Source organism: Pseudomonas sp. (genome assembly GCF_050739935.1).
Taxonomy (GTDB): Bacteria; Pseudomonadota; Gammaproteobacteria; order Pseudomonadales; family Pseudomonadaceae; genus Aquipseudomonas.
Genome location: NZ_JBOICF010000084.1, coordinates 128,438 through 148,703 on the forward strand (window position 1 = coordinate 128,438; position 20,266 = coordinate 148,703).

Here is a 20,266-nt window from a genome sequence, read left to right on the forward strand (position 1 = left end):
CCATGAGTGCGCGAACCAGTTCATTGCCCTACCCTCATCACCGGCAAACGCGCCCCAGAAGATGCGATCAGTTCAACAAACTCTGAATCTTTGAATGCAGGGTTTCCATCGTGAACGGCTTGGCCAGTATCGGCGCCTTGCGGGCAATCGGGCTGCCGGATTCAACTATTTCCGCCGGGTATCCACTGATGAAAATGACTTTCAACTCCGGTCGCAGCTTGACGGCAGGTTCGGCGATCATCACCCCGGATACCCCACCCGGCAGGCGATAGTCGGTGATCATCAGGTCCAGGTGCGGCTTGGTCGCGAGAATTTCGAAAGCCTGCTCGCCGTTTTCCGCCTGCAATACGCGATAACCCTCTCCCGACAGATAGTCGGACAGCAGCATCAGGATCAGCGGCTCGTCTTCGACGATCAGTACGACATTTTCAGCATCAGAGCTCATTGGCACGCCTTCAATCTTATAAATAGCTGCCATTACGACCATGGCCCGCTCTAGAGGTTGCGCAGAAAAATCAGATATTTACCTGGGCGGTCAATGCAGATTGAACATGACTGCCCTGACCTTTAAACACAACGCCCAGGCCTGCGGCTGACGGGCCTCGCAGGCATTCAAAGAGGCAGGCTGACGCGAAACATCGAACCGCAGCCCTCTTCGCTTTCGACCGTGATCGAGCCACCGTGGGCCGCCACGATCTGATCGGAAATGAACAGCCCCAGCCCAAGTCCGGATACTGCGTGACTGGCCGATACCCGTTCGAACTGCTGAAAGATGCGTTTCTGGTTTTCCGCGCTGATGCCGATGCCCTGATCCTTCACTTCCACCCGCGCTTCGTTACCTTCGCTATAGACCCGTACCTCGATGGGTTTATGAGCGCCATAGCGCAAAGCGTTGGTCAGCATGTTCGCCATGACCTGCTCGATGCGGAATTCATCCCAGACGCCAATCACAGGCGCGCTGGCGTGCAACGTCACGACGCTCTCGGCGGCGGCGATCTGCGCGGCGTAGCTTTCCACCAGATTGGCAACCAGCTCGGCCAAATCGAACGCGCTGGTGCGGATCGACAGTTTGCCGGTGCGGATCCTCGACACGTCGAGCATGTCTTCGATCAGGCGAATCAGGCTCTGAATCTGCCGCTCGTCACGCTCGACCATGGCCTTGAGCTTGTCCATCGTGAACGCGGAAGCGTTGTCCTTGGCCAGGTGCAACTTGCGCAGCTGGGTTTCCAGGATCAAACCGTTGAGCGGCGTACGCACCTCGTGAGACACGATCGACATGAAGTCGTCGCGCATACGGATCGCGTGTTCCAGCTCGTTCTGCGTGGACTTGAGCTCACGCAACAGCGCCTCCTGCTCCTGCCGACTGCGCTCGAGCTCTTCGACCTGCTGCTTCATGGCTTTGCGCTGGCGATACAGGTCGACGAAGACATTGACCTTGCTCTTCACCGCATGAATGTCCAGCGGCTTGTGCAGAAAGTCCACCGCGCCGCTTTCATAGCCTTTGAAGGCGTAGTTCAGCTCACGTCCGGCGGCGCTGACGAAGACGATGGGGATGTTTTTGGTTTTCTCGGTGCCACGCATCATCTCGGCCAGCTCGAAGCCGTTCATGCCCGGCATCTGCACGTCGAGAATCGCCATGGCGAACTCATGCTCCAGCAGCAGCGATAACGCTTCATCGGCCGACAGCGCCTTGAACACCTGTCGGTCCTCGCGCTTGATCAATGCTTCAAGCGCGAGCAGGTTTTCCGGCAGATCGTCGACGATCAGCAACTTGGCTTTTATTTCACTCAGCATGCAATTCGTTCCAGCTCGACAAGCAACAGGCCAATATCGGGCAAAGGCAGGAGAAAGTCCGGTGTGTGCAGGGCCAACGCAGCGTCGGGCATGGTGCGCGCCAACGCCTGGGCGGGGTCCTGGACCACGGTAAGACCACCGTATTCCTTGATTCGTGCCATTCCCTTGGCACCATCGTTGTTAGCACCGGTCAACAGCACTCCGGCAAGCTTTGCATCATAAGCGTCAGCGGCGGATTCAAAGAGGATGTCGATGCTGGGGCGCGAGTGATACACCCGCTCCTCCTGGCTGAACGACAGCGTCAGGTCCGCTTCCACCGACAGGTGATATCCGGGCGCGGCAAAGTACAGCGTGCCGGGCGCAATCACTTCCTTGTCGTCCGCTTCCTTCACGGGGATCTCCAGATGCGAGCCAAATACCTCGGCCAACAGACTACGGCGCTCGTCAGGCACATGCAGTACCGCGATGATCGGTAACTTGAAGCCCTTGCGCAGCGGCCGAAAAATTTTCAGCAACGCCTCGACGCCGCCCGCCGAAGCACCAACGACGATTGCATCGACCCTCGGTAACGTAGGCTGGTCCAGCTTGGCACCGGGAAAGGACGTCCTCATGATTTACGATAGATCCGCTCTTGTTTGACCAGAGGCTCGAATCGATCCTTGAAACCGGAAAATTCCAGGGTTTCCTTACTGCCCAGCACCAGAAATCCGCGATGACACAACGACTCGTGGAACAGTCCGAAGGCCCGGTCCTGCAGCTTCTTGTTGAAGTAGATCAGCACATTGCGACAGGAGATCAGGTGGGTTTCGGAAAACACGCTGTCGGTCGCCAGACTGTGGTCGGCGAACGTGACATTCTCCCGCAGGGTCTTGTCGAAGATCGCGTAATCGTAGGCGGCCGTGTAGTAGTCGGAAAACAGCCGCTTGCCGCCCGCCTTCAAGTAGTTTTCGTTATAGCCGCGAATGTTTTCCATCGAGAAAATCCCCTGCTTGGCTTTCTCCAGCGAGCGTGGATTGATATCGGTGGCATAGATAATCGTGCGGTCCAGCAGCCCTTCCTCGCGCAGCAGAATCGCCATCGAGTAAACCTCCTCCCCGGTGCTGCATCCGGCTATCCAGATCTTTAGCGAAGGGTAGGTCTTGAGCAGCGGCACGACTTCCTGCCGAATGGCCAGAAAGTGCGACGGGTCTCGAAACATCTCGCTGACCGGGATCGTCAGGAACTGCAACAGCTGCATGAACGCCGACGGATCGTGCAGCACGCGTTCCTGCAGCGCGGAGATGGTTTTCAACTCGAACTGACGCAGCGCATGAGCGACACGCCGTTTTACCGACGCGCCCGAATAATCGCGAAAATCATAGCTGTACTTCAGATAAATCGCCTCGATCAACAAGCGCAATTCGATCTCGGTGTTTCGCTCATGGGCCATCAATAAAACCTGGTGCTTCTGCAAGGGTGCTCAATTGATCCGATCCAGTCATATACGTTCCATTTTTGGCAGCCATACGCGGATCAACGAGAACAGCCGATCAAGGTCAATGGGCTTGGCCAGATAATCGTTGGAGCCGGCCTGCAGACAGCGTTCCTGATCATCTTTCATGGCCTTGGCGGTAACGGCGATGATCGGCAGCTTGCGCCAGCGTGGATCCTTGCGGATCTGCGCAGTGGCTTCAAAACCGTCCATTTCCGGCATCATCACGTCCATCAGCACCAGGTCGATGTCCTCGACGGTCTTGAGCTTTTCGATGGCTTCGAAGCCATTGCGGCCGACCTCGACGATCGCGCCCTTGTGCTCCAGCGCGCTGGTGAGCGCGAAGATGTTACGCACATCGTCATCGACTACGAGGATCTTGCGCCCCTCGAACACACGATCCCGGCTGCGCGCGGTCTTGAGCATCTTCTGCCGCTCGTTCGACAACTGCGACTCGACCTTGTGCAGGAACAGCGTCACCTCGTCCAGCAGTCGTTCCGGCGAGCGCGCGCCCTTGATGATGATGGTGCGCGAGTACTTGAGCAGCTCGGCCTCTTCATCACGGGTCAGGTTGCGGCCGGTGTAGACGATGACCGGCGGGAACGCGCAGATTTCGTCGGTGGACATGCGCTTGAGCAGATCATTGCCAAGCATGTCCGGCAGCTTCAGGTCGATGATCATGCAGTCGTAGGCATTGTCGCGCAGTAGCTCCAGGGCGTCCTGAGCGAAACCGACGGCAGTGATTTCGATGTCGTCGTCGCCGATCAGCCGCGCAATGCTGTCGCGCTGCAAGGCGTCGTCTTCGACCAGCAACACGCGCTTCACTTTCTGCGTGAGCTTGGCCTCGAGACGGGCGAACACATCCTTGAGCTCTTCACGGGTAGTCGGCTTGACCGCATAGCCGATCGCACCCATCTGCAAGGCGGCTTCCTGACGATCTTCCACGGAAATGACGTGCACCGGGATGTGCCGGGTGGCGGGCATCTCTTTCAGCCGCTGCAGTACCGTCAGCCCCGAATGATCTGGAAGGCGCATGTCCAGCAGAATGGCGTCGGGCAAAAAGTTCGTGGCCAGATCGAAGCCTTCGTCGGCGGCATGAGCGACCAGGCAGTTATAGCCGAGCTCATGGGCCAGATCGAAGAGGATATGGGCGAAACGCACCTCGTCCTCGATCACGAGAATGCAGCGATTGCTGAACGGCGCATTTTCCCGGTCATCGGCAAAACTGGCGACGGGCGCGCTGAGCTGAGCCGGTTTGGCAGCGATTACCGCAGCGGGAACCGGGGCTGGTAACGCGGCTGGCACGGCCTGCACGGCCACCGGCGGTTCTTCGCCGAACGGCGCCTGCTCGACGTACTCTTCCGGCAACACCAGGGTGAAGATGCTGCCCTGCTCCGGCGCGCTGGTGACCGAAATCGAACCGCCCAACAGGTGAGCCAGGTCCCGGGAGATCGACAGGCCCAGTCCTGTACCGCCGTAGCGTCGGTTGGTGGTGCCGTCCGCCTGGCGGAACGCTTCGAAGATGCTTTTCTGCTGATCCTCGGAAATGCCGATCCCGGAGTCGCGCACGGTAAAGACGATGCCTTCGCTTGGCTGACGCGAGACTGTAAGGCTGACCGAACCGCTTTCGGTGAATTTGATGGCGTTGGACAGCAGATTCTTGAGGATCTGCTCCAGGCGCTGGCGGTCGGTGTAAAGCGAAACCGGCGCCCCAGGCTGAACCTCGACGGAGAACTCCAGGTGTTTGTCGGCGGCCAGCGGCTGGAAGGTCATACGCAGGCTGTCGACAAGGCGGCTGACACTGCTGTTTTCCGGGCGCATGTCCAACTTGCCCGCCTCGACTTTGGAAATATCGAGAATGTCGTTGATCAGATTGAGCAGATCGTTGCCGGCGGAGTAGATCGACTCGGCGAACGTCACCTGTTCTTTGGTCAGGTTGTCCTGCGGATTCTCGGCCAGCAACTTGGCCAGAATCAACGAGCTGTTCAGCGGCGTACGCAGCTCGTGAGACATGTTGGCGAGGAATTCGGACTTGTACTTGCTCGAGCGCTGCAAGTCGTCGGCGCGGGCCTCCAGTTCGACCTGGGCAATGTGCAGTTCTTCGTTATTGCGGTCCAGGGCATCGCGCTGATCGGCCAGCGCCTTGCTTTGCTCGGCCAGTTGTTCGTTGGTCTGTTCCAGTTCGGCCTGCTGGGTTTCCAGATGGGCCTGGGACTCTTTGAGGATCCGCGACTGCTCTTCCAGTTCTTCGTTGGCGGTGCGCAGTTCTTCCTGCTGAACCTGCAACTCTTCGTTGAGCTGCTGGGTTTCAGCCAGGACTTCCTGAAGGCGCTGGCGATAGCGTGCGGCTTCGATGGAAGTCCCGACGTTCTCGGCCACCAGTTCGAGGAACTCGATGTCGCGTTCGGTCAGCTCGCGCAGGAAGCCCAGCTCGATGACGCCGTTGACCTGATCATCGTTGCTGGTCGGCACCACGACCACGCTGCGCGGTGAGCCTTCGCCCAGCCCCGAGGTGACCTTGAAATAGTCCAGGGACACATCATTCAGGGTGATGATCTGGTCTTGCTCGGCCGCCTTGCCGACCACGCCTTCACCACTGAAGATCGATTGCTCCTGCAACTCCTGCTGACGCGAAAAACCATAAGATGCCACGCGCACCAGCCCACCGTGCTCCTGGCGCACATAAACGGCGGCGACCACTGTCCCCAGGTAATGAGCGAAGAACTGGAGCACATTGCGGCCCAGCAGGTTCAGGGTCAGCTGCCCGATCACTTGCTCGGCCAGCGCGCTCTGGCCATTGCGCAGCCAGGCGACATGGGCCAGGCGCTCGGCGTCCTCCTGCTGAGCCTTGAGGTTGGCGGCATATGTGGATGACAGCGCGGTCATGTCACGACGTCCAACCCAGGCGAGGATGCCGCTTACGATCACGATAAAGACGATGTACAAGGACACCGACAAAACGGTGGTGCGAGTGACCTCGGTGTTGCGCGTCAGACGCAACTGATGCTCGATGTTCACCGCTTGGTCGTACTGATCGCGAATTTCGTCTGTCAGACGCTTGCCACGGGCGTTTTGAATGGGCGTCACATAATCGCCATTGGTGCGACGCAGGGTAATCATTTCCTGTGCGAACTGATTCCACGATTCCTGCATCGTCGCCAACCGTTTGAAACGGTCGACCTGATCGGGGTTGTCCGCGACCAGCTCCTCCAGGCTATTCAACTCGGCGATAATGCCCGGCCTGGCAACTTCATAGGGATCGAGGAAATGCTCATCACCGGTCAACAGGAACCCGCGCATACCAGTTTCCATGTCGACTGACAGCTTCAGCGAGCGGTTGATGTTGTTGATCACCCGGTCGGTGTGCTCAACCCACTGCACCACCGAAAGCAGATAAGTGATCAGAATGACGAAAAATGCAGCGCTGAGGACGCCAACTGCCAAGGGTAAACCGACGTTGCGGCTCAGAAGTTTGCGGAAACGTTGCTCATCGACTGCAGAGGTTTGGATCATCGCAAGGGCCCAGGGTGGATTTGGCTAAGCCACGGAGTTTGCCGCAAAGCTCAGGAAAAAACTCCACGTTCTGACATATACAGCTGAATTTTCAGACTTTAGTCAGCGAACGACACCATGCGTACTATACGTTCGAGTGATTAGGCGGCAGCATCACACTCAAATGAATTGTGTTTTTGCCGCCCGGAACTTGTCACAATCACTGGCTCATTTTTTAGCAGACCGGGCGGAACATGCCCGCTGCAGATTTCGCCCATTTGAAGGAAATTTTCAATGTCCGACCCAACCAGCACGATTCTGGTGGTTGAAGATGACAGCATCGTCCGGATGCTGATCGTCGACGTGCTCGAAGAACTCGAGTACCAGGTGCTCGAAGCCGCGGATGGTAGCGAGGCCCTGGTCTTTCTGCAGAACGAAAGCGCAACGATCGATCTGCTGATGACCGACAAGGGCTTGCCGGATATGGACGGCACCGAACTGGCGAAGAAAGCGGCCGAATTACGCCCTTCGCTGCCGATTCTTTTCGCCAGTGGCTATGCCGAGAACATCGACGTGCCTGCAGGCATGCATTCGATCGGCAAGCCGTTCTCCATCGATCAACTGCGTGACAAGGTCAAAGACATACTTGCCCAGTGAAGCGAGGCGCGATGTTCACGTTCTGATCATCGGCTATGTCTGGCCCGAACCTCGGTCATCGGCGGCCAGCGGCCACATCATGCAACTGATTGACTGCTTTCTTGAGCAAGGCTGGCAGATCACCTTCGCCAGTGCCGCCAGCGAGGGCGAACGCAGGGCCGACCTGAAGGCGCTGGGTGTCCGCGAGGCAGCCATCGAGTTGAACAGCAGCAGTTTCGACACCTTCGTCAGCGAACTGCAGCCTGATGTAGTGCTGTTCGATCAATTCCTGATGGAAGAACAGTTCGGCTGGCGCGTGGAAAAACACGCTCCACAGGCGTTGCGACTGCTGGAATCCTGCGACCTTCAGAGCCTGCGGCATACCCGACACCAACTGCTAAAGGATTTGCTCAAGGATGGCAGTGAGCATTACGAGGAACTGTTCTCGGGGCCCGACGCGACGCTGTTCAGCCGCATGGCCGTGACGGACCTGGCACAGCGTGAAGTGGCGTCGTTCTACCGCTGCGACCTCAGCCTGGTGGTGTCCGACGTCGAAATCGAGCTGTTGACCCACTATTTCCGGGTGCCAGATACCTTACTGCACTGGTGCCCGCTGATGCTGCGCAATATCCCCGACAGCGGCGCAGGCTTCAACGATCGCGCGCATTTCGTGACCATTGGCAATTTTCGGCATGCGCCCAACTGGGATGCGGTGCTGTGGCTGAAAACCACGCTGTGGCCGATGATCCGCCAGCAGTTGCCTGGCGCGCAGTTGCACGTCTACGGTGCCTACACCCCGCCCAAGGCGACGGCGCTGCATAATGCTGCCCAGGGTTTTCACATCATGGATTGGGCCGAGGATGCGCTTGAAGTGATGTCGAATGCCCGGGTTGCGCTGGCGCCGTTGCGTTTCGGCGCAGGGATCAAGGGCAAGGTGATGGATGCGATGGCCTGTGGCACGCCGACGGTCACCACGCCTGTTGGCGCCGAAGCCATGCACGGCGATCTGCCGTTTGCCGGGGCTATTGCCAGTGATGCGCAAGGGCTGGCGGACGCAGCGGTTCGGCTTTATAAGGATCAGGCGCTTTGGGAGGCCGCTCAATGTGCGGGCTGGAAGGTGCTGCAGGCGCGATTCCGGCATGAGCAGCATTGCGCGACATTGATCGCGCGGATTCAGGAATTGCTTGAAGATTTGCCGAGGCATCGGGCGGCGAATTTCACTGGGGCGATGCTGCGACATCATCAGCACAAGAGCACGCAGTACATGTCGCAGTGGATTGAGGCGAAGAACCGCAGCAACTGAGCGGCTTGGAGGATGTGGGCCGGGACTGGGAATACGTCCGTGATTGGCGCCAGCGCATCGTGTGATTCAGGACGTCAATCCTGGATACGCAGCCCCGCTCCTGTAGTAGCCCGGCTTGCCGGCGGTGACGCCGCTGAAACTGTGGATGAGAGTGTATCGACGATCGATGTTCTGCATTTCAATCCACAGCGCGACGCAACAGGTAGGTATCCATGATCCAGCCCTTCTCCGCCCGCGCCGCCGCGCGAACCTCCTTGATCCGCTCGCTAACCTCCTTCAAAGACCCTGAAATCAGAATCTCATCAGCGGTTCCCAGATAAGCGCCCCAGTAAATGTGCAGATCCTGCTCGACGAACCGCTCGAAGGTGCAATGGGCGTCCAACATCACCACCACATTGTCGATATCGCCACCCTGCTCTTGAGCCAGACGTCGACCCGTAGTGATCCGAATCGGCTCGCCAATACGATTCAATGGGACACGATGCCGCGCCACCAACGCTTGCACGCTGGTGATACCCGGAATGACCTCATACTCGAAGAACTCGCGGCCCCGTGCCAACACCCGATCGAGAATGCGCAGAGTGCTGTCATACAGCGCCGGATCCCCCCACACCAGAAATCCGCCAGTCTCACCGTCCTGCACCTCGTCGGCAATCAACTGCTCGAACAGCGCCGCACGCTGCTCGTGCCAGTGTTCGATACCGCTCTGATACGACCGCGGATCGTCTTCCCGCCGGGGGTCGCGGACCTGAACCAGCCGGTAATCCTCGCCCTCGATATAACGCTCGCAAATCTCCCGACGCAGACGCAGCAGATCATCATCGGCGTAGCCCTTGTCGAGGATGAAAAACACCTTCGCGCGGTTCAACGCCTTGATGGCCTGAACCGTGATCTGTTCGGGGTTGCCGGCTCCGATGCCGATGACGAGGATTTTTTTCATGAGGTAACAGTTCCGTGATAGCAAAAGCAGTGATCGCTCAGGATAGTGACCGGCCCGGGCTGTCGTTGCAAAGACGACAGGTTGACTTGATACCCATACAGGTATAATTTCCGCCATGTCATACGGAATTGAAAAGCCGCTTTTCTGGGTGGCCAGCAGTAGGAAGGACCTCATCAGCATGCCAGCAGAGGTACAGGACACCTTCGGCTATGCCCTGTATCTGGCCCAAACCGGTGGCAAGCATTCGGACGCCAAACCGCTGAAGGGCTTTGGCCATACCGGAGTACTCGAGATTGTGGAGGATCATCGCGGCAATACCTACAGAGCGATCTATGCCTTGCGCTTTGGTAACGCCGTTTACGTGCTTCACTGCTTCCAGAAAAAGTCCATAAGAAGTATCCAGACGCCCCTTCACGACATCGCCATGATCAAGACCCGACTCATGGCCGCCGAATCTCATTGGAAAGGATTGCTACATGACTGAAATCGAACACGGCAGCGGCAACGTCTACGCCGATCTGGCACTCCCAGACGCTGGAGAAATGCTGGTTAAGGCGCAATTGGCCGCAAAGATCGGCAGCATTCTCAAAGCACGGCATCTGACCCAGGCACAGGCGTCCGAAATCCTTGGCATGCCACAACCCAAAGTATCGGAAATGCTGCGAGGGAAGTTCCGCGGCATCAGCGAGACCAAAATGATCGATTGCCTGGCCCGCCTTGGCCGTGACGTACAGATCGTAGTCAAGGCAGCCCCACGCTCACGCAAGGAAGGCCGGGTGGAAGTGGTGTTCGTTTAAGGGGTGCCGCTGTATTCGCCAGGGTAAATAGTGCACATTAACCCCACGCCACTCTCCAGACCCGGCAACAGCATGAGCAAAACAACAAAAATCTCCGACCCTTCCTACGAGCTGATGGACGACCATAATGGCCTGTCGATCATCTACCGCGAACACGGTTTTCCCTGCCCCCTGGTGCGTTGGCATTTCCACAAGGAATACGAGCTGCACCTGATCGTCGCCAGTTCCGGTAAGGTGTTCGTCGGCGATTACATCGGCAATTTCTATCCGGGTACGCTGTTCCTCACCGGCCCCAATCTGCCGCATAACTGGATCAGTCAGGTCGAGGAAGATGAGGTCGTGCCCAAGCGCGACATGCTGGTGAACTTTACCGAGGAATTGCTGGAAAGCGGCAATCAGGTGTTCGCCGAGCTGAAGACCCTGGCACCACTGTTGGAGCGCGCGCAATACGGCATCGAGTTTCGCTGCAAGCGTACTGTCCGTCAGGCCATGAAGCTGATGCAGAAGATCGCCGATTCCAGCGGCATGACCCGCCTCGGGCATTTTTTCATTCTGTTTGAGTTGCTGGCCGCCAGCGACGATTACCAACTGTTGTCCGGGACAACGGCGTCTCAGCTGTCGGACGATCATGCGGTCGAGCGCACCAACAAGGCGGTGGAGTACATCTTCACCCACTACGCACGGGAACTGCCGCTGGAAGAAGTGGCTGATTATCTGGGCATGAAACCTACGTATTTCTCCCGCGTGTTCAAGCAGGCCACCGGACGCTGCTTCGTCGAATTCGTCAACCGCCTGCGCATCAGCAAGTCTTGCGAGCTGCTCGCCGATGGCGACAAACCAGTGACAGATGTCTGTTTCGAGTCCGGCTTCAACAACATCTCCAACTTCAACCGGCGCTTCCAGAAGCTCAAGGGCATGACGCCCTCACACTACCGGCGCCTTGCCGTACAGCGCCTGACCGAACAGAACCTGTACTGATTCACCCCCTTCCCGCTGCATCTACTACGCTGGAATTGCCCCGCAGCCTCTCGCAACGCTGTTTCGGTGCGCTGCCGCTTGAACTCTCAGTGCAAGAAAGTATCAGTTCAAGTGCGTCGCAGGATTTGTCATCGCCCCTGCAGACCGTTGTAATCAACTGACATTCTTCCTGGTCTCCGGAAGGAACAAAAACAATAACCAAGCTTCTATCGCCTCCCGGCGAAGAAGAGGAGTGATAAATGAAGACCTCTGCAAAAGTTCTCCTTGCTGGAACCTGTCTGACCCTCACCCTGACCCTCTGCAACAGTGCCAGCGCGGGCGACGTCACCATCGCCACCGTCAACAACAGCGACATGATCCGCATGCAGCGGCTGTCCAAGACCTTCGAAGAACAGCATCCCGATATCAAACTCAAATGGGTTGTCCTGGAAGAAAACGTCCTGCGCCAACGCCTGACCACTGACATCGCCACCAAGGGCGGTCAGTTCGATGTGTTGACCATCGGCATGTACGAAGCCTCACTCTGGGGCGCCAAGGGCTGGCTGAAAGAAATGGACAACCTGCCAGCGTCCTACGCGCTGGACGACGTGTTCCCATCGGTGCGTGATGGCCTGTCGGTCGACGGCAAACTGTTCGCCCTGCCGTTCTACGCAGAAAGCTCGATCACCTACTACCGCAAGGATCTGTTCCAGGCAGCCGGGCTGACCATGCCAGAGCGTCCGACCTGGACGCAGATTTCCGAATTTGCCGACAAACTCACCGACAAATCGAAAGAACAGTACGGCATCTGTCTTCGCGGCAAAGCCGGCTGGGGTGAGAACATGGCGCTGATCAGCACCGTGGCCAACTCCTTCGGCGCCCGCTGGTTCGACGAGCAGTGGAAACCGCAGTTCGACCAGCCAGAGTGGAAGGATGCTCTGAACTTCTACGTCAACGTGATGAAGAAAGACGGCCCTCCTGGCGCATCGAGCAACGGCTTCAACGAAAACCTGGCGCTGTTCAACAGCGGCAAGTGCGCCATCTGGGTCGACGCCAGCGTCGCTGGCTCCTTCGTTACCGACAAGTCTCAGAGCAAAGTGGCCGACAGCGTAGGCTTCACTTACGCCCCGCACGAAGTCACTGATAAAGGTTCGGCGTGGCTGTATTCGTGGGCTTTGGCGATTCCGACCAGCGCCAAGAACGACAAGGACGCTCGCGCCTTCACCGAGTGGGCGACCTCCAAGGAGTACGCCGCGCTGGTCGCCAAGACTGATGGCGTGTCCAACGTACCGCCTGGCACTCGCGCCTCGACCTACACCGACGAGTACAAGAAGGCAGCGCCGTTTGCCAACATCACCCTGGAATCGCTCAAGGCCGTTACGCCCAAGGCGCCGACCCTCAAGCCAGTGCCTTACGTGGGCATCCAGTTGGTGACCATCCCTGAGTTCCAGCAGATCGGCACCAACGTGGGTCAGCAGTTCTCTGCGGCCCTGGTCGGCTCTACCACGGTCGATGCAGCACTGACTCAGGCGCAAAGCGCAACCGTGCGCGACATGAAGCGTGCGGGTTACCCGAAAAAGGGTTGATCCCGTTCGTTTTCAGGCAGCAGACGGCTCCCCGCCGCTGCTGCCCCGCTTACGCTCTTGCCCCGGTTCGGAGTCATCATGAACACCTCAACCATTCCTCCTCGTACGGTTTCGACCGACGATAACGACCATCAGAAGAAAGGCAGTGTCACCAAACCCGGCTGGTTTCTGGTCAGCCCTTCGGTGCTGTTGCTGTTGGTCTGGATGATCGTCCCGCTGGGCATGACCATCTATTTCTCGCTGATTCGCTACAACCTGCTCAATCCGGGCGAGAACGAATTCGTCGGCCTGGAAAACTTCGAGTTCTTCGTCACCGATTCGGGCTTCTTCCCAGGCGCCATGAACACCCTGTTGCTGGTCGGCAGCGTACTGGCCATCAGCGTAATCCTTGGTGTGTTGATCTCGGCGCTGCTGGAAGCCAGTGAATTCCTGGGTCGCGGAATCGTCCGGGTACTGCTGATTTCACCTTTCTTCATCATGCCCACCGTGAGTGCGCTGATCTGGAAGAACCTGATTTTCCATCCTGTGTCGGGAATACTGGCCTCGGTCTGGAAGCTATTTGGGGCGCAACCGATCGACTGGCTGGCCAACTACCCGATGCTGTCGATCATCATCATCGTCTCCTGGCAGTGGCTGCCGTTCGCGATCTTGATTCTGATGACGGCCATGCAATCTCTGGATCAGGAGCAGAAAGAAGCCGCGCGTCTGGACGGCGCGGGCCCCATCGCCATCTTCTGGCACCTGACCCTGCCGCACTTGGCGCGTCCTATCGCGGTGGTGGTGATGATCGAGACCATCTTCCTGCTGTCGGTGTTCGCCGAAATCTTCACCACTACCAACGGCGGCCCGGGCTTCGCTTCGACCAACCTTGCGTATCTGATCTACAACCAGGCGCTGTTGCAATTCGACGTGGGCATGGCATCGGCGGGCGGCTTGATTGCCGTGGTCATCGCCAACATTGCCGCCATCATCCTGATCCGGATGATCGGCAAAAACCTCACCGACAAGTCTTGAGGGCAAGGTCATGATGACGCTCAAACAATCCCGTCGCCTGCAAAGCGTGCTGCTCGGCACTTTGTCGTGGGTGATCGCGGCGCTGATTTTCTTCCCGATCTTCTGGATGGTCCTGACCAGCTTCAAGACCGAGATCGACGCGTTCGCCACACCGCCACAGTTCATCTTCACGCCGACCCTGGAAAACTATCTGCACATCCAGGAGCGCAGTGATTACTTCCACTTCGCCTGGAACTCGATCCTGATCTCGTTCAGCGCCACGATTCTGTGCCTGCTGATTGCGGTGCCCGCGGCATACTCGATGGCGTTCTTCGAGACAAAACGCACCAAGAGCACGCTGCTGTGGATGCTCTCGACCAAGATGCTGCCACCGGTGGGTGTGCTGATGCCGATCTACCTGCTGGCCAAGACCTTCGGCCTTTTGGACTCGCGCATTGCGCTGATCGTGATCTACACCCTGATCAACCTGCCGATCGTGGTCTGGATGATTTACACCTACTTCAAGGATATCCCCGGCGAAATCCTCGAGGCCTCGCGGCTGGACGGCGCCACCACACGCCAGGAAATCTTCAAGGTGCTGATTCCGATCTGCAAAGGCGGCCTGGCCTCCACTGCCTTGCTGTCGCTGATTCTGTGCTGGAACGAGGCCTTCTGGTCATTGAACCTGACCTCATCCAACGCCGCGCCGCTGACGGCGCTGATCGCTTCGTACTCAAGCCCTGAGGGTCTGTTCTGGGCCAAGTTGTCAGCGGTATCGACCCTGGCTTGTGCGCCGATTCTGATCTTCGGCTGGATCAGCCAGAAACAACTGGTCCGTGGCCTGTCGTTTGGTGCCGTTAAATAACGGTAATTGGAACCCGATCTGTAGGAGCCGCGTTGCTGGCGAATGTGGTTTATCAGGCACTGTCGATGTGATTGACCTGATGCTTGCGCCGCCAAGCCGGCTCCTACAACTGATGTTTTTGAAGAATAAGACTGGAGCCCACTATGGCTAACCTGACAATCAGAAATCTGCAAAAAGGCTTCGACGGCCACCAGATCATCAAAGGCATCGACCTGGACGTCAAAGACCGTGAATTCGTGGTCTTCGTCGGGCCGTCCGGCTGCGGAAAATCCACGCTGCTGCGCCTGATCGCAGGCCTTGAAGACGTCACCAGTGGCAGCATCGAACTCGACGGCCGCGAGATCACCCAGGTCACCCCGGCCAAGCGCGACCTGGCGATGGTGTTCCAGACCTACGCCCTGTACCCGCACATGACCGTGGGCAAGAACCTGTCCTTCGCCCTGGACCTGGCCGGCACACCGAAAGCTGAAGTCGAGAAGAAAGTCGCCGAAGCGGCGCGCATCCTGGAGCTTGGCCCGCTGCTGGAACGCAAGCCCAAGCAGCTGTCGGGCGGTCAGCGCCAGCGTGTGGCGATCGGCCGGGCCATCGTGCGCAATCCGAAAATCTTCCTGTTCGACGAACCGCTGTCCAACCTCGACGCCGCCTTGCGCGTGCAGACCCGTCTGGAGTTGTCGCGCCTGCATAAAGAGCTGGAAGCGACGATGATCTACGTCACTCACGATCAGGTCGAAGCCATGACTCTGGCCGACAAGGTGGTGGTACTCAACGGTGGCCGCGTGGAACAGGTCGGCTCGCCGCTTGAGCTTTATCACCACCCGGCCAATCTGTTTGTCGCAGGCTTCCTTGGCACGCCAAAGATGGGCTTCCTCAAGGGCAAGGTCAGCCGCGTGGATGCCACTGGCTGCGAAGTCACCCTGGATGCCGGGACCAAAATCAACTTGCCCTTCACCAACGCGCAACAGAGTGTCGGCGATGCCGTGACCCTGGGCATTCGGCCGGAGCACCTGGAACTGGCCAAAGACGGCGACTGCCAGTTGCAGGTGGTTGCCGATGTCAGCGAACGTCTGGGCAGCGACACCTTTTGCCACGTACGCACCGCCTCCGGCGAGGCGCTGACCATGCGTATCCGCGGGGACCTGGCCAGCCAGTACGGCGAAACCTTGAACCTGTACCTGGACAGCGCTCACTGCCACTTATTCGACGCCCAGGGCCAGGTCATTCGCAAAGCCTTGCAGGCCGCCGCCTGAATTGGCGGCCATCACAGAATCGGGAATGTAGTCATGAAACTGAACAAACAGAATCTGTCGAACCTGGGCGCCGGCATTGCCCTGCCCGCCTACACCCTTGACGATCGTCGCCAAGGCATCGTGCACATCGGCGTTGGCGGTTTTCACCGCGCGCACCAGGCGTTCTATACCGACGCCTTAATGAACAAAGGTGAGGGTCTGGACTGGGCCATTTGCGGCGTCAGTCTGCGCGAAGAAGACCGCAACAACTTCGAGGCCCTTAAAGGTCAGGACTTCCTTTATACCCTGTTCGAGCTGGGCGACACACCGGACACTGAAACCCGCGTCATCGGCGCCATGAGTCAGATGCTGATGTCCACCGACAACGATCTGGCCCTGATCGACAAGCTCGCCAGCCCCGAGATCCGCATCGTCTCGCTGACCATTACCGAAGGCGGCTACTGCATCGACGACAGCACCGGTGAGTTCATGAGCCACCTGCCGCAGATCCAGCACGACCTTGAGCATCCGGCCACACCGAAAACCGTGTTCGGCTACCTGTGCGCCGCGCTGGCCAAACGCCGCGCCGAGGGCACCCCTGCCTTCACGCTGATGTCCTGCGATAACCTGCCGCACAACGGCGCGGTTACCCGCAAGGCGCTGCTGACGTTCGCCAAACTGCGCGATGCCGAACTGCACGACTGGATCGCTGCCAACGTCAGTTTCCCCAACGCCATGGTCGACCGCATCACGCCCATGACCAGCACTGCCCACCGTCTGCAATTGCATGACGAAAAAGGCATCGACGACGCTTGGCCGGTGGTCTGCGAGCCGTTCGTGCAGTGGGTGTTGGAGGACAAGTTCGTCAACGGCCGTCCCGCATGGGAAAAGGTCGGCGTGCAGTTCACCGACGACGTCACACCCTACGAGGAGATGAAGATCAAGCTGCTCAATGGCAGCCACCTGGCACTGACCTATCTCGGCGCGCTGAAGGGCTATCGCTTCGTTCATGAAACGATGAACGACCCGCTGTTTGTCGACTACATCCGTACCTACATGGATCTGGACGTGACGCCGCAACTGGCGCCGGTGCCGGGCATCGACCTGACCGAGTACAAACAGACGCTGATCGACCGATTCTCCAACCAGGCGATTGCCGACCAACTGGAGCGCGTGTGCTCTGATGGCTCGTCGAAATTCCCGAAATTCACCGTGCCGACCATCAACCGGCTGATCGTCGACAGCGGCAACATGGATCGTGCGTCGCTGGTGGTCGCCGCGTGGGCGCTGTACCTGCAAGGCAATACGACCGGCGATTTCAAGGGCGAGAATGGCGTCGATTACAAGGTGGTGGACCCGCGTGCCGACTTCTGCAAGGCGCTGGTGGCCGATGACGTGCTGGTTACCCAACGCCTGCTCGAAGTCGAGGAAATCTTCGGCGCGGCGATCCCGAAATCCGCCGAGTTCGTCGCCTCGTTCGAAAAAAACCTGAACAGCCTGAAGCAACTGGGCGTCAGCAAAACACTGGAAAACCTGTTGGCGAAAACAGTCTGAGGTGAGCATGTTTCTTGGTATCGACTGCGGCACCCAAGGCACCAAGGCGATTGTGCTTGATGCCGTCAGCGGCAAGGTTCTGGGCGAAGGGTCCGGCGCGCATCACATGATCAGCGGCGCCCACGGACGTCGCGAGCAGGATGTGCAGGAGTGGCTCAAGGCATTCGAGCAGGCCACAGCGGCCGCCTTGAAACAGGCAGGCATCAGCGGTGCCGAGATTCAGGCCATCGGCGTGTCGGGCCAGCAACATGGCCTGGTGATGATCGACGAGCTGGGGCATGTGTTGCGTCCGGCCAAGCTCTGGTGCGACACCGAATCAGCCCCCGAGAATGACCGCCTGCTCGATTATCTGGGCGGCGAAGCGGGTTCGCTCGATCGTCTGGGCATCGCCATCGCACCGGGTTACACGGTGTCGAAACTGCTCTGGACCAAAGAGCAGTTCCCGGAGCTGTTCGCCAGGATCGACAAGATTCTGCTACCCCACGACTTCCTCAATTACTGGCTGACCGGGCGCTGCTGCAGCGAGTTCGGCGATGCGTCCGGGACCGGTTATTTCAACGTCCGCAGCCGCGAGTGGGACCTCGACATTCTGCAACACATCGACCCGAGCGGCCGATTGGTAAAGGCGTTACCGGAGTTGCTTGAAGCCCATCAAGCCGTTGGCACCATCCTTCCGGCGATTGCACAGCGTCTGGGCATCAACCCCAACGCGATCGTTTCCAGCGGCGGTGGCGACAACATGATGGGCGCCATCGGTACCGGCAACATCGCGCCGGGTTCGATCACCATGAGCCTGGGTTCATCCGGCACGGTGTACGCTTTCGCCGATGCGGGCAATGTCAGTGCGCAACCATCCGTAGCGACGTTCTGTTCGTCGTCCGGTGGCTGGTTGCCGCTGATCTGCACCATGAATCTGACCAACGCCACCAGTACCATTCGCGAACTGTTCGCGCTGGACATCGGCGCGTTCAATGCTGCCATTGCCTCGTCACCCATTGGTGCGCAAGGGGTGCTGATGCTGCCATTCCTCAACGGTGAACGGGTGCCCGCCCTGCCCCACGCCACCGGCAGCATTCTGGGGCTGGACAGCACCAACCTGAATCAGGCCAACTTGTGCCGCGCAGTGGTCGAGGGCACCACCTTCGGCCTGCGCTACGGGCTGGACCTGCTGCGCGACAGCGGCATCAAGAGCGCTAACATTCGGCTGATCGGCGGGGGCGCGAAAAGCGCGGTCTGGCGGCAGATCGTCGCCGACATCATGGATACTCCGGTCGTCTGTACCACCGGCAGTGAAGCCGCGGCCCTGGGCGCAGCGATCCAGGCTGCCTGGTGTCATGCCCATGCCGAGGGTGACGGCGAGTCGCTACAGGCGCTGTGCGAGCGTTGCGTAAGCCTCGACGCCAGCAGCGAAACACAGCCGGTGGCCGAGCATGTGGCGGCGTATCAGTCGGTTTATCAGCGTTATCGCAATCAATTGCAGGGCATTTGACGCAACGACCGTCGGCCCTTAACGGAGCACCTATGTATCTGGTCTGTGGCGAAGCACTGTTCGACTTTTTCAGTCAGCCGGACAGCAGCGGGGCTAATCAAAAACACAGCAACAAACTGGGCTTTCAGGCCATTGCCGGCGGCTCGCCGTTCAACGTTGCAGTGGGTTTGCGTCGGCTTGGCGTCGACGCAGGTTTCTTCGCCGGCATTTCCACCGATTATCTGGGCAAACGCCTGGCGACCGTGCTGGAAGAGGAAGGCGTGCGCGATGATTTCCTGATTCACGTCGACGCGCCGACGACCCTGGCGATGGTTGCCGTCGGTGCCGACGGTTCGCCGCACTACAGCTTTCGCGGAGAAGGTTGCGCCGATCGTTTGCTGACCGTGGAGCAACTGCCTACCCTGGACGACAGCGTTCGCGGCCTGCATGTGGGGTCGTTTTCGCTGGTGGTTCAGCCGGTCGCCGACGCTCTGCTGAGCCTGGTGCAACGGGAAAGCGGCAAACGCCTGATCACCTTCGATCCCAACGTGCGCCTGAACCCTGCGCCGAGCATCGACCTGTGGCGCAGCCAGGTGGCGAAATTCGCCGAGCATGCACACATCATTAAAGTCAGCGATGAAGACCTGGACCTGCTGTACCCCGACATCGACGCTGATACCGTGGCCAAAGGCTGGCTCAAGCACAACTGCCAATTGGTGGTCATGACCCGCGGCCGTCAAGGCGCTACTGTCTTCACCCGCGAACTCGGCCAATGGTCGGTGCCTTCCCGCGAGGTCAAAACCGCCGATACCGTAGGGGCAGGCGACACCTTCCAAGCCGCGTTGATCACCTTCCTCACCGAACGCGAACTCGACACCCCCGCCAGCTTGCCAACCCTCAGCCGCGAAACACTGACCGAAATGCTCAATTTCGCCGTGGCAGCGGCTGCGGTGACCTGCACGCGAGTGGGGCCGGATCTGCCGTATCGGGATCAGGTGATTTAAAGTCGCTTCGATCCTCTAGGAGCCGGCTTGCTGGCGAACCGGATCCGTCTGACAAATTCGTTGTGACAGATCTGACTCGTTCGCCAGCAAGCCGGCTCCTACACATGTGCTCCGGGCGCAATCCCCAGCTGTAAGGCGCAGCCCGCAAGGGTTGTGAGGAAATCGGGGAGGCGCCGCCTG

At 58.8% G+C, this 20,266-nt stretch carries 18 protein-coding genes; 12 read left to right on the forward strand and 6 right to left on the reverse strand.

What is annotated here, in order from left to right:
* Positions 1-67: 67 nt before the first annotated feature.
* The 5 genes from ACRER8_RS17170 to ACRER8_RS17190 form a co-directional block, all read right to left on the reverse strand.
* A complete protein-coding gene (locus ACRER8_RS17170) occupies positions 68-445 on the reverse strand; it encodes a response regulator (protein ID WP_431747416.1) in 378 nt (125 codons plus the stop codon).
* Between the two features lie 167 nt (positions 446-612).
* Positions 613-1,794, reverse strand: a complete 1,182-nt coding sequence (locus tag ACRER8_RS17175) for a hybrid sensor histidine kinase/response regulator (RefSeq protein WP_431747417.1) — start codon at positions 1,792-1,794, stop codon at positions 613-615.
* Positions 1,788-2,405, reverse strand: a complete 618-nt coding sequence (locus ACRER8_RS17180; protein ID WP_431747418.1) for a chemotaxis protein CheB — start codon at positions 2,403-2,405, stop codon at positions 1,788-1,790. The genes ACRER8_RS17175 and ACRER8_RS17180 overlap by 7 nt, the downstream gene beginning before the upstream one ends.
* Positions 2,402-3,223, reverse strand: coding sequence for a CheR family methyltransferase (locus ACRER8_RS17185; protein WP_431747419.1), 822 nt, complete (start codon positions 3,221-3,223; stop codon positions 2,402-2,404). The genes ACRER8_RS17180 and ACRER8_RS17185 overlap by 4 nt, the downstream gene beginning before the upstream one ends.
* A gap of 48 nt (positions 3,224-3,271) precedes the next feature.
* Positions 3,272-6,778 carry a response regulator gene (locus ACRER8_RS17190; protein ID WP_431747420.1) on the reverse strand — a complete coding sequence of 1,169 codons (3,507 nt, stop codon included), beginning with the start codon at positions 6,776-6,778 and terminating at the stop codon, positions 3,272-3,274.
* Positions 6,779-7,051: 273 nt separating this feature from the next.
* On the opposite strand from ACRER8_RS17190, the gene ACRER8_RS17195 reads away from it, so the two are divergent.
* Together ACRER8_RS17195 and ACRER8_RS17200 are read left to right on the forward strand one after the other, a co-directional pair.
* A complete protein-coding gene (locus tag ACRER8_RS17195) occupies positions 7,052-7,414 on the forward strand; it encodes a response regulator (protein ID WP_431747421.1) in 363 nt (120 codons plus the stop codon).
* 79 nt (positions 7,415-7,493) lie between these two features.
* Positions 7,494-8,696 (forward strand): glycosyltransferase, encoded by a 1,203-nt coding sequence (locus tag ACRER8_RS17200; protein WP_431747422.1) that lies wholly within the window; start codon positions 7,494-7,496, stop codon positions 8,694-8,696.
* 178 nt (positions 8,697-8,874) lie between these two features.
* On the opposite strand, the gene cobF is transcribed toward ACRER8_RS17200, so the two are convergent.
* Positions 8,875-9,636: a precorrin-6A synthase (deacetylating) gene (gene cobF, locus ACRER8_RS17205; RefSeq protein WP_431747423.1), complete on the reverse strand. Its 762-nt coding sequence runs from the start codon at positions 9,634-9,636 to the stop codon at positions 8,875-8,877.
* 115 nt (positions 9,637-9,751) lie between these two features.
* On the opposite strand from cobF, the gene ACRER8_RS17210 reads away from it, so the two are divergent.
* From ACRER8_RS17210 to ACRER8_RS17255, 10 genes are all read left to right on the forward strand, one after another.
* Positions 9,752-10,120: a type II toxin-antitoxin system RelE/ParE family toxin gene (locus tag ACRER8_RS17210; protein ID WP_431747424.1), complete on the forward strand. Its 369-nt coding sequence runs from the start codon at positions 9,752-9,754 to the stop codon at positions 10,118-10,120.
* Positions 10,113-10,433 (forward strand): helix-turn-helix domain-containing protein, encoded by a 321-nt coding sequence (locus tag ACRER8_RS17215; RefSeq protein WP_431747425.1) that lies wholly within the window; start codon positions 10,113-10,115, stop codon positions 10,431-10,433. Before ACRER8_RS17210 ends, ACRER8_RS17215 begins: the two co-directional genes overlap by 8 nt.
* Positions 10,434-10,505: 72 nt before the next feature.
* Positions 10,506-11,411 carry an AraC family transcriptional regulator gene (locus tag ACRER8_RS17220; RefSeq protein WP_431747426.1) on the forward strand — a complete coding sequence of 302 codons (906 nt, stop codon included), beginning with the start codon at positions 10,506-10,508 and terminating at the stop codon, positions 11,409-11,411.
* A gap of 239 nt (positions 11,412-11,650) precedes the next feature.
* Entirely contained in the window at positions 11,651-12,976 is a 1,326-nt protein-coding gene (locus ACRER8_RS17225; protein WP_110949755.1) for an ABC transporter substrate-binding protein, read from the forward strand.
* 78 nt (positions 12,977-13,054) lie between these two features.
* A complete protein-coding gene (locus ACRER8_RS17230; RefSeq protein WP_431747427.1) occupies positions 13,055-13,990 on the forward strand; it encodes a carbohydrate ABC transporter permease in 936 nt (311 codons plus the stop codon).
* Positions 13,991-14,000: 10 nt separating this feature from the next.
* Entirely contained in the window at positions 14,001-14,834 is an 834-nt protein-coding gene (locus tag ACRER8_RS17235) for a carbohydrate ABC transporter permease (RefSeq protein ID WP_062381883.1), read from the forward strand.
* Positions 14,835-14,977: 143 nt separating this feature from the next.
* Entirely contained in the window at positions 14,978-16,081 is a 1,104-nt protein-coding gene (locus ACRER8_RS17240) for an ABC transporter ATP-binding protein (protein ID WP_431747428.1), read from the forward strand.
* A 33-nt stretch (positions 16,082-16,114) separates the two neighbouring features.
* Positions 16,115-17,614: a mannitol dehydrogenase family protein gene (locus ACRER8_RS17245; RefSeq protein WP_431747429.1), complete on the forward strand. Its 1,500-nt coding sequence runs from the start codon at positions 16,115-16,117 to the stop codon at positions 17,612-17,614.
* A 7-nt stretch (positions 17,615-17,621) separates the two neighbouring features.
* A complete protein-coding gene (gene xylB, locus ACRER8_RS17250) occupies positions 17,622-19,103 on the forward strand; it encodes a xylulokinase (RefSeq protein ID WP_431747430.1) in 1,482 nt (493 codons plus the stop codon).
* 32 nt (positions 19,104-19,135) lie between these two features.
* A complete protein-coding gene (locus tag ACRER8_RS17255) occupies positions 19,136-20,086 on the forward strand; it encodes a carbohydrate kinase family protein (protein WP_431747431.1) in 951 nt (316 codons plus the stop codon).
* Positions 20,087-20,266: the final 180 nt, after the last annotated feature.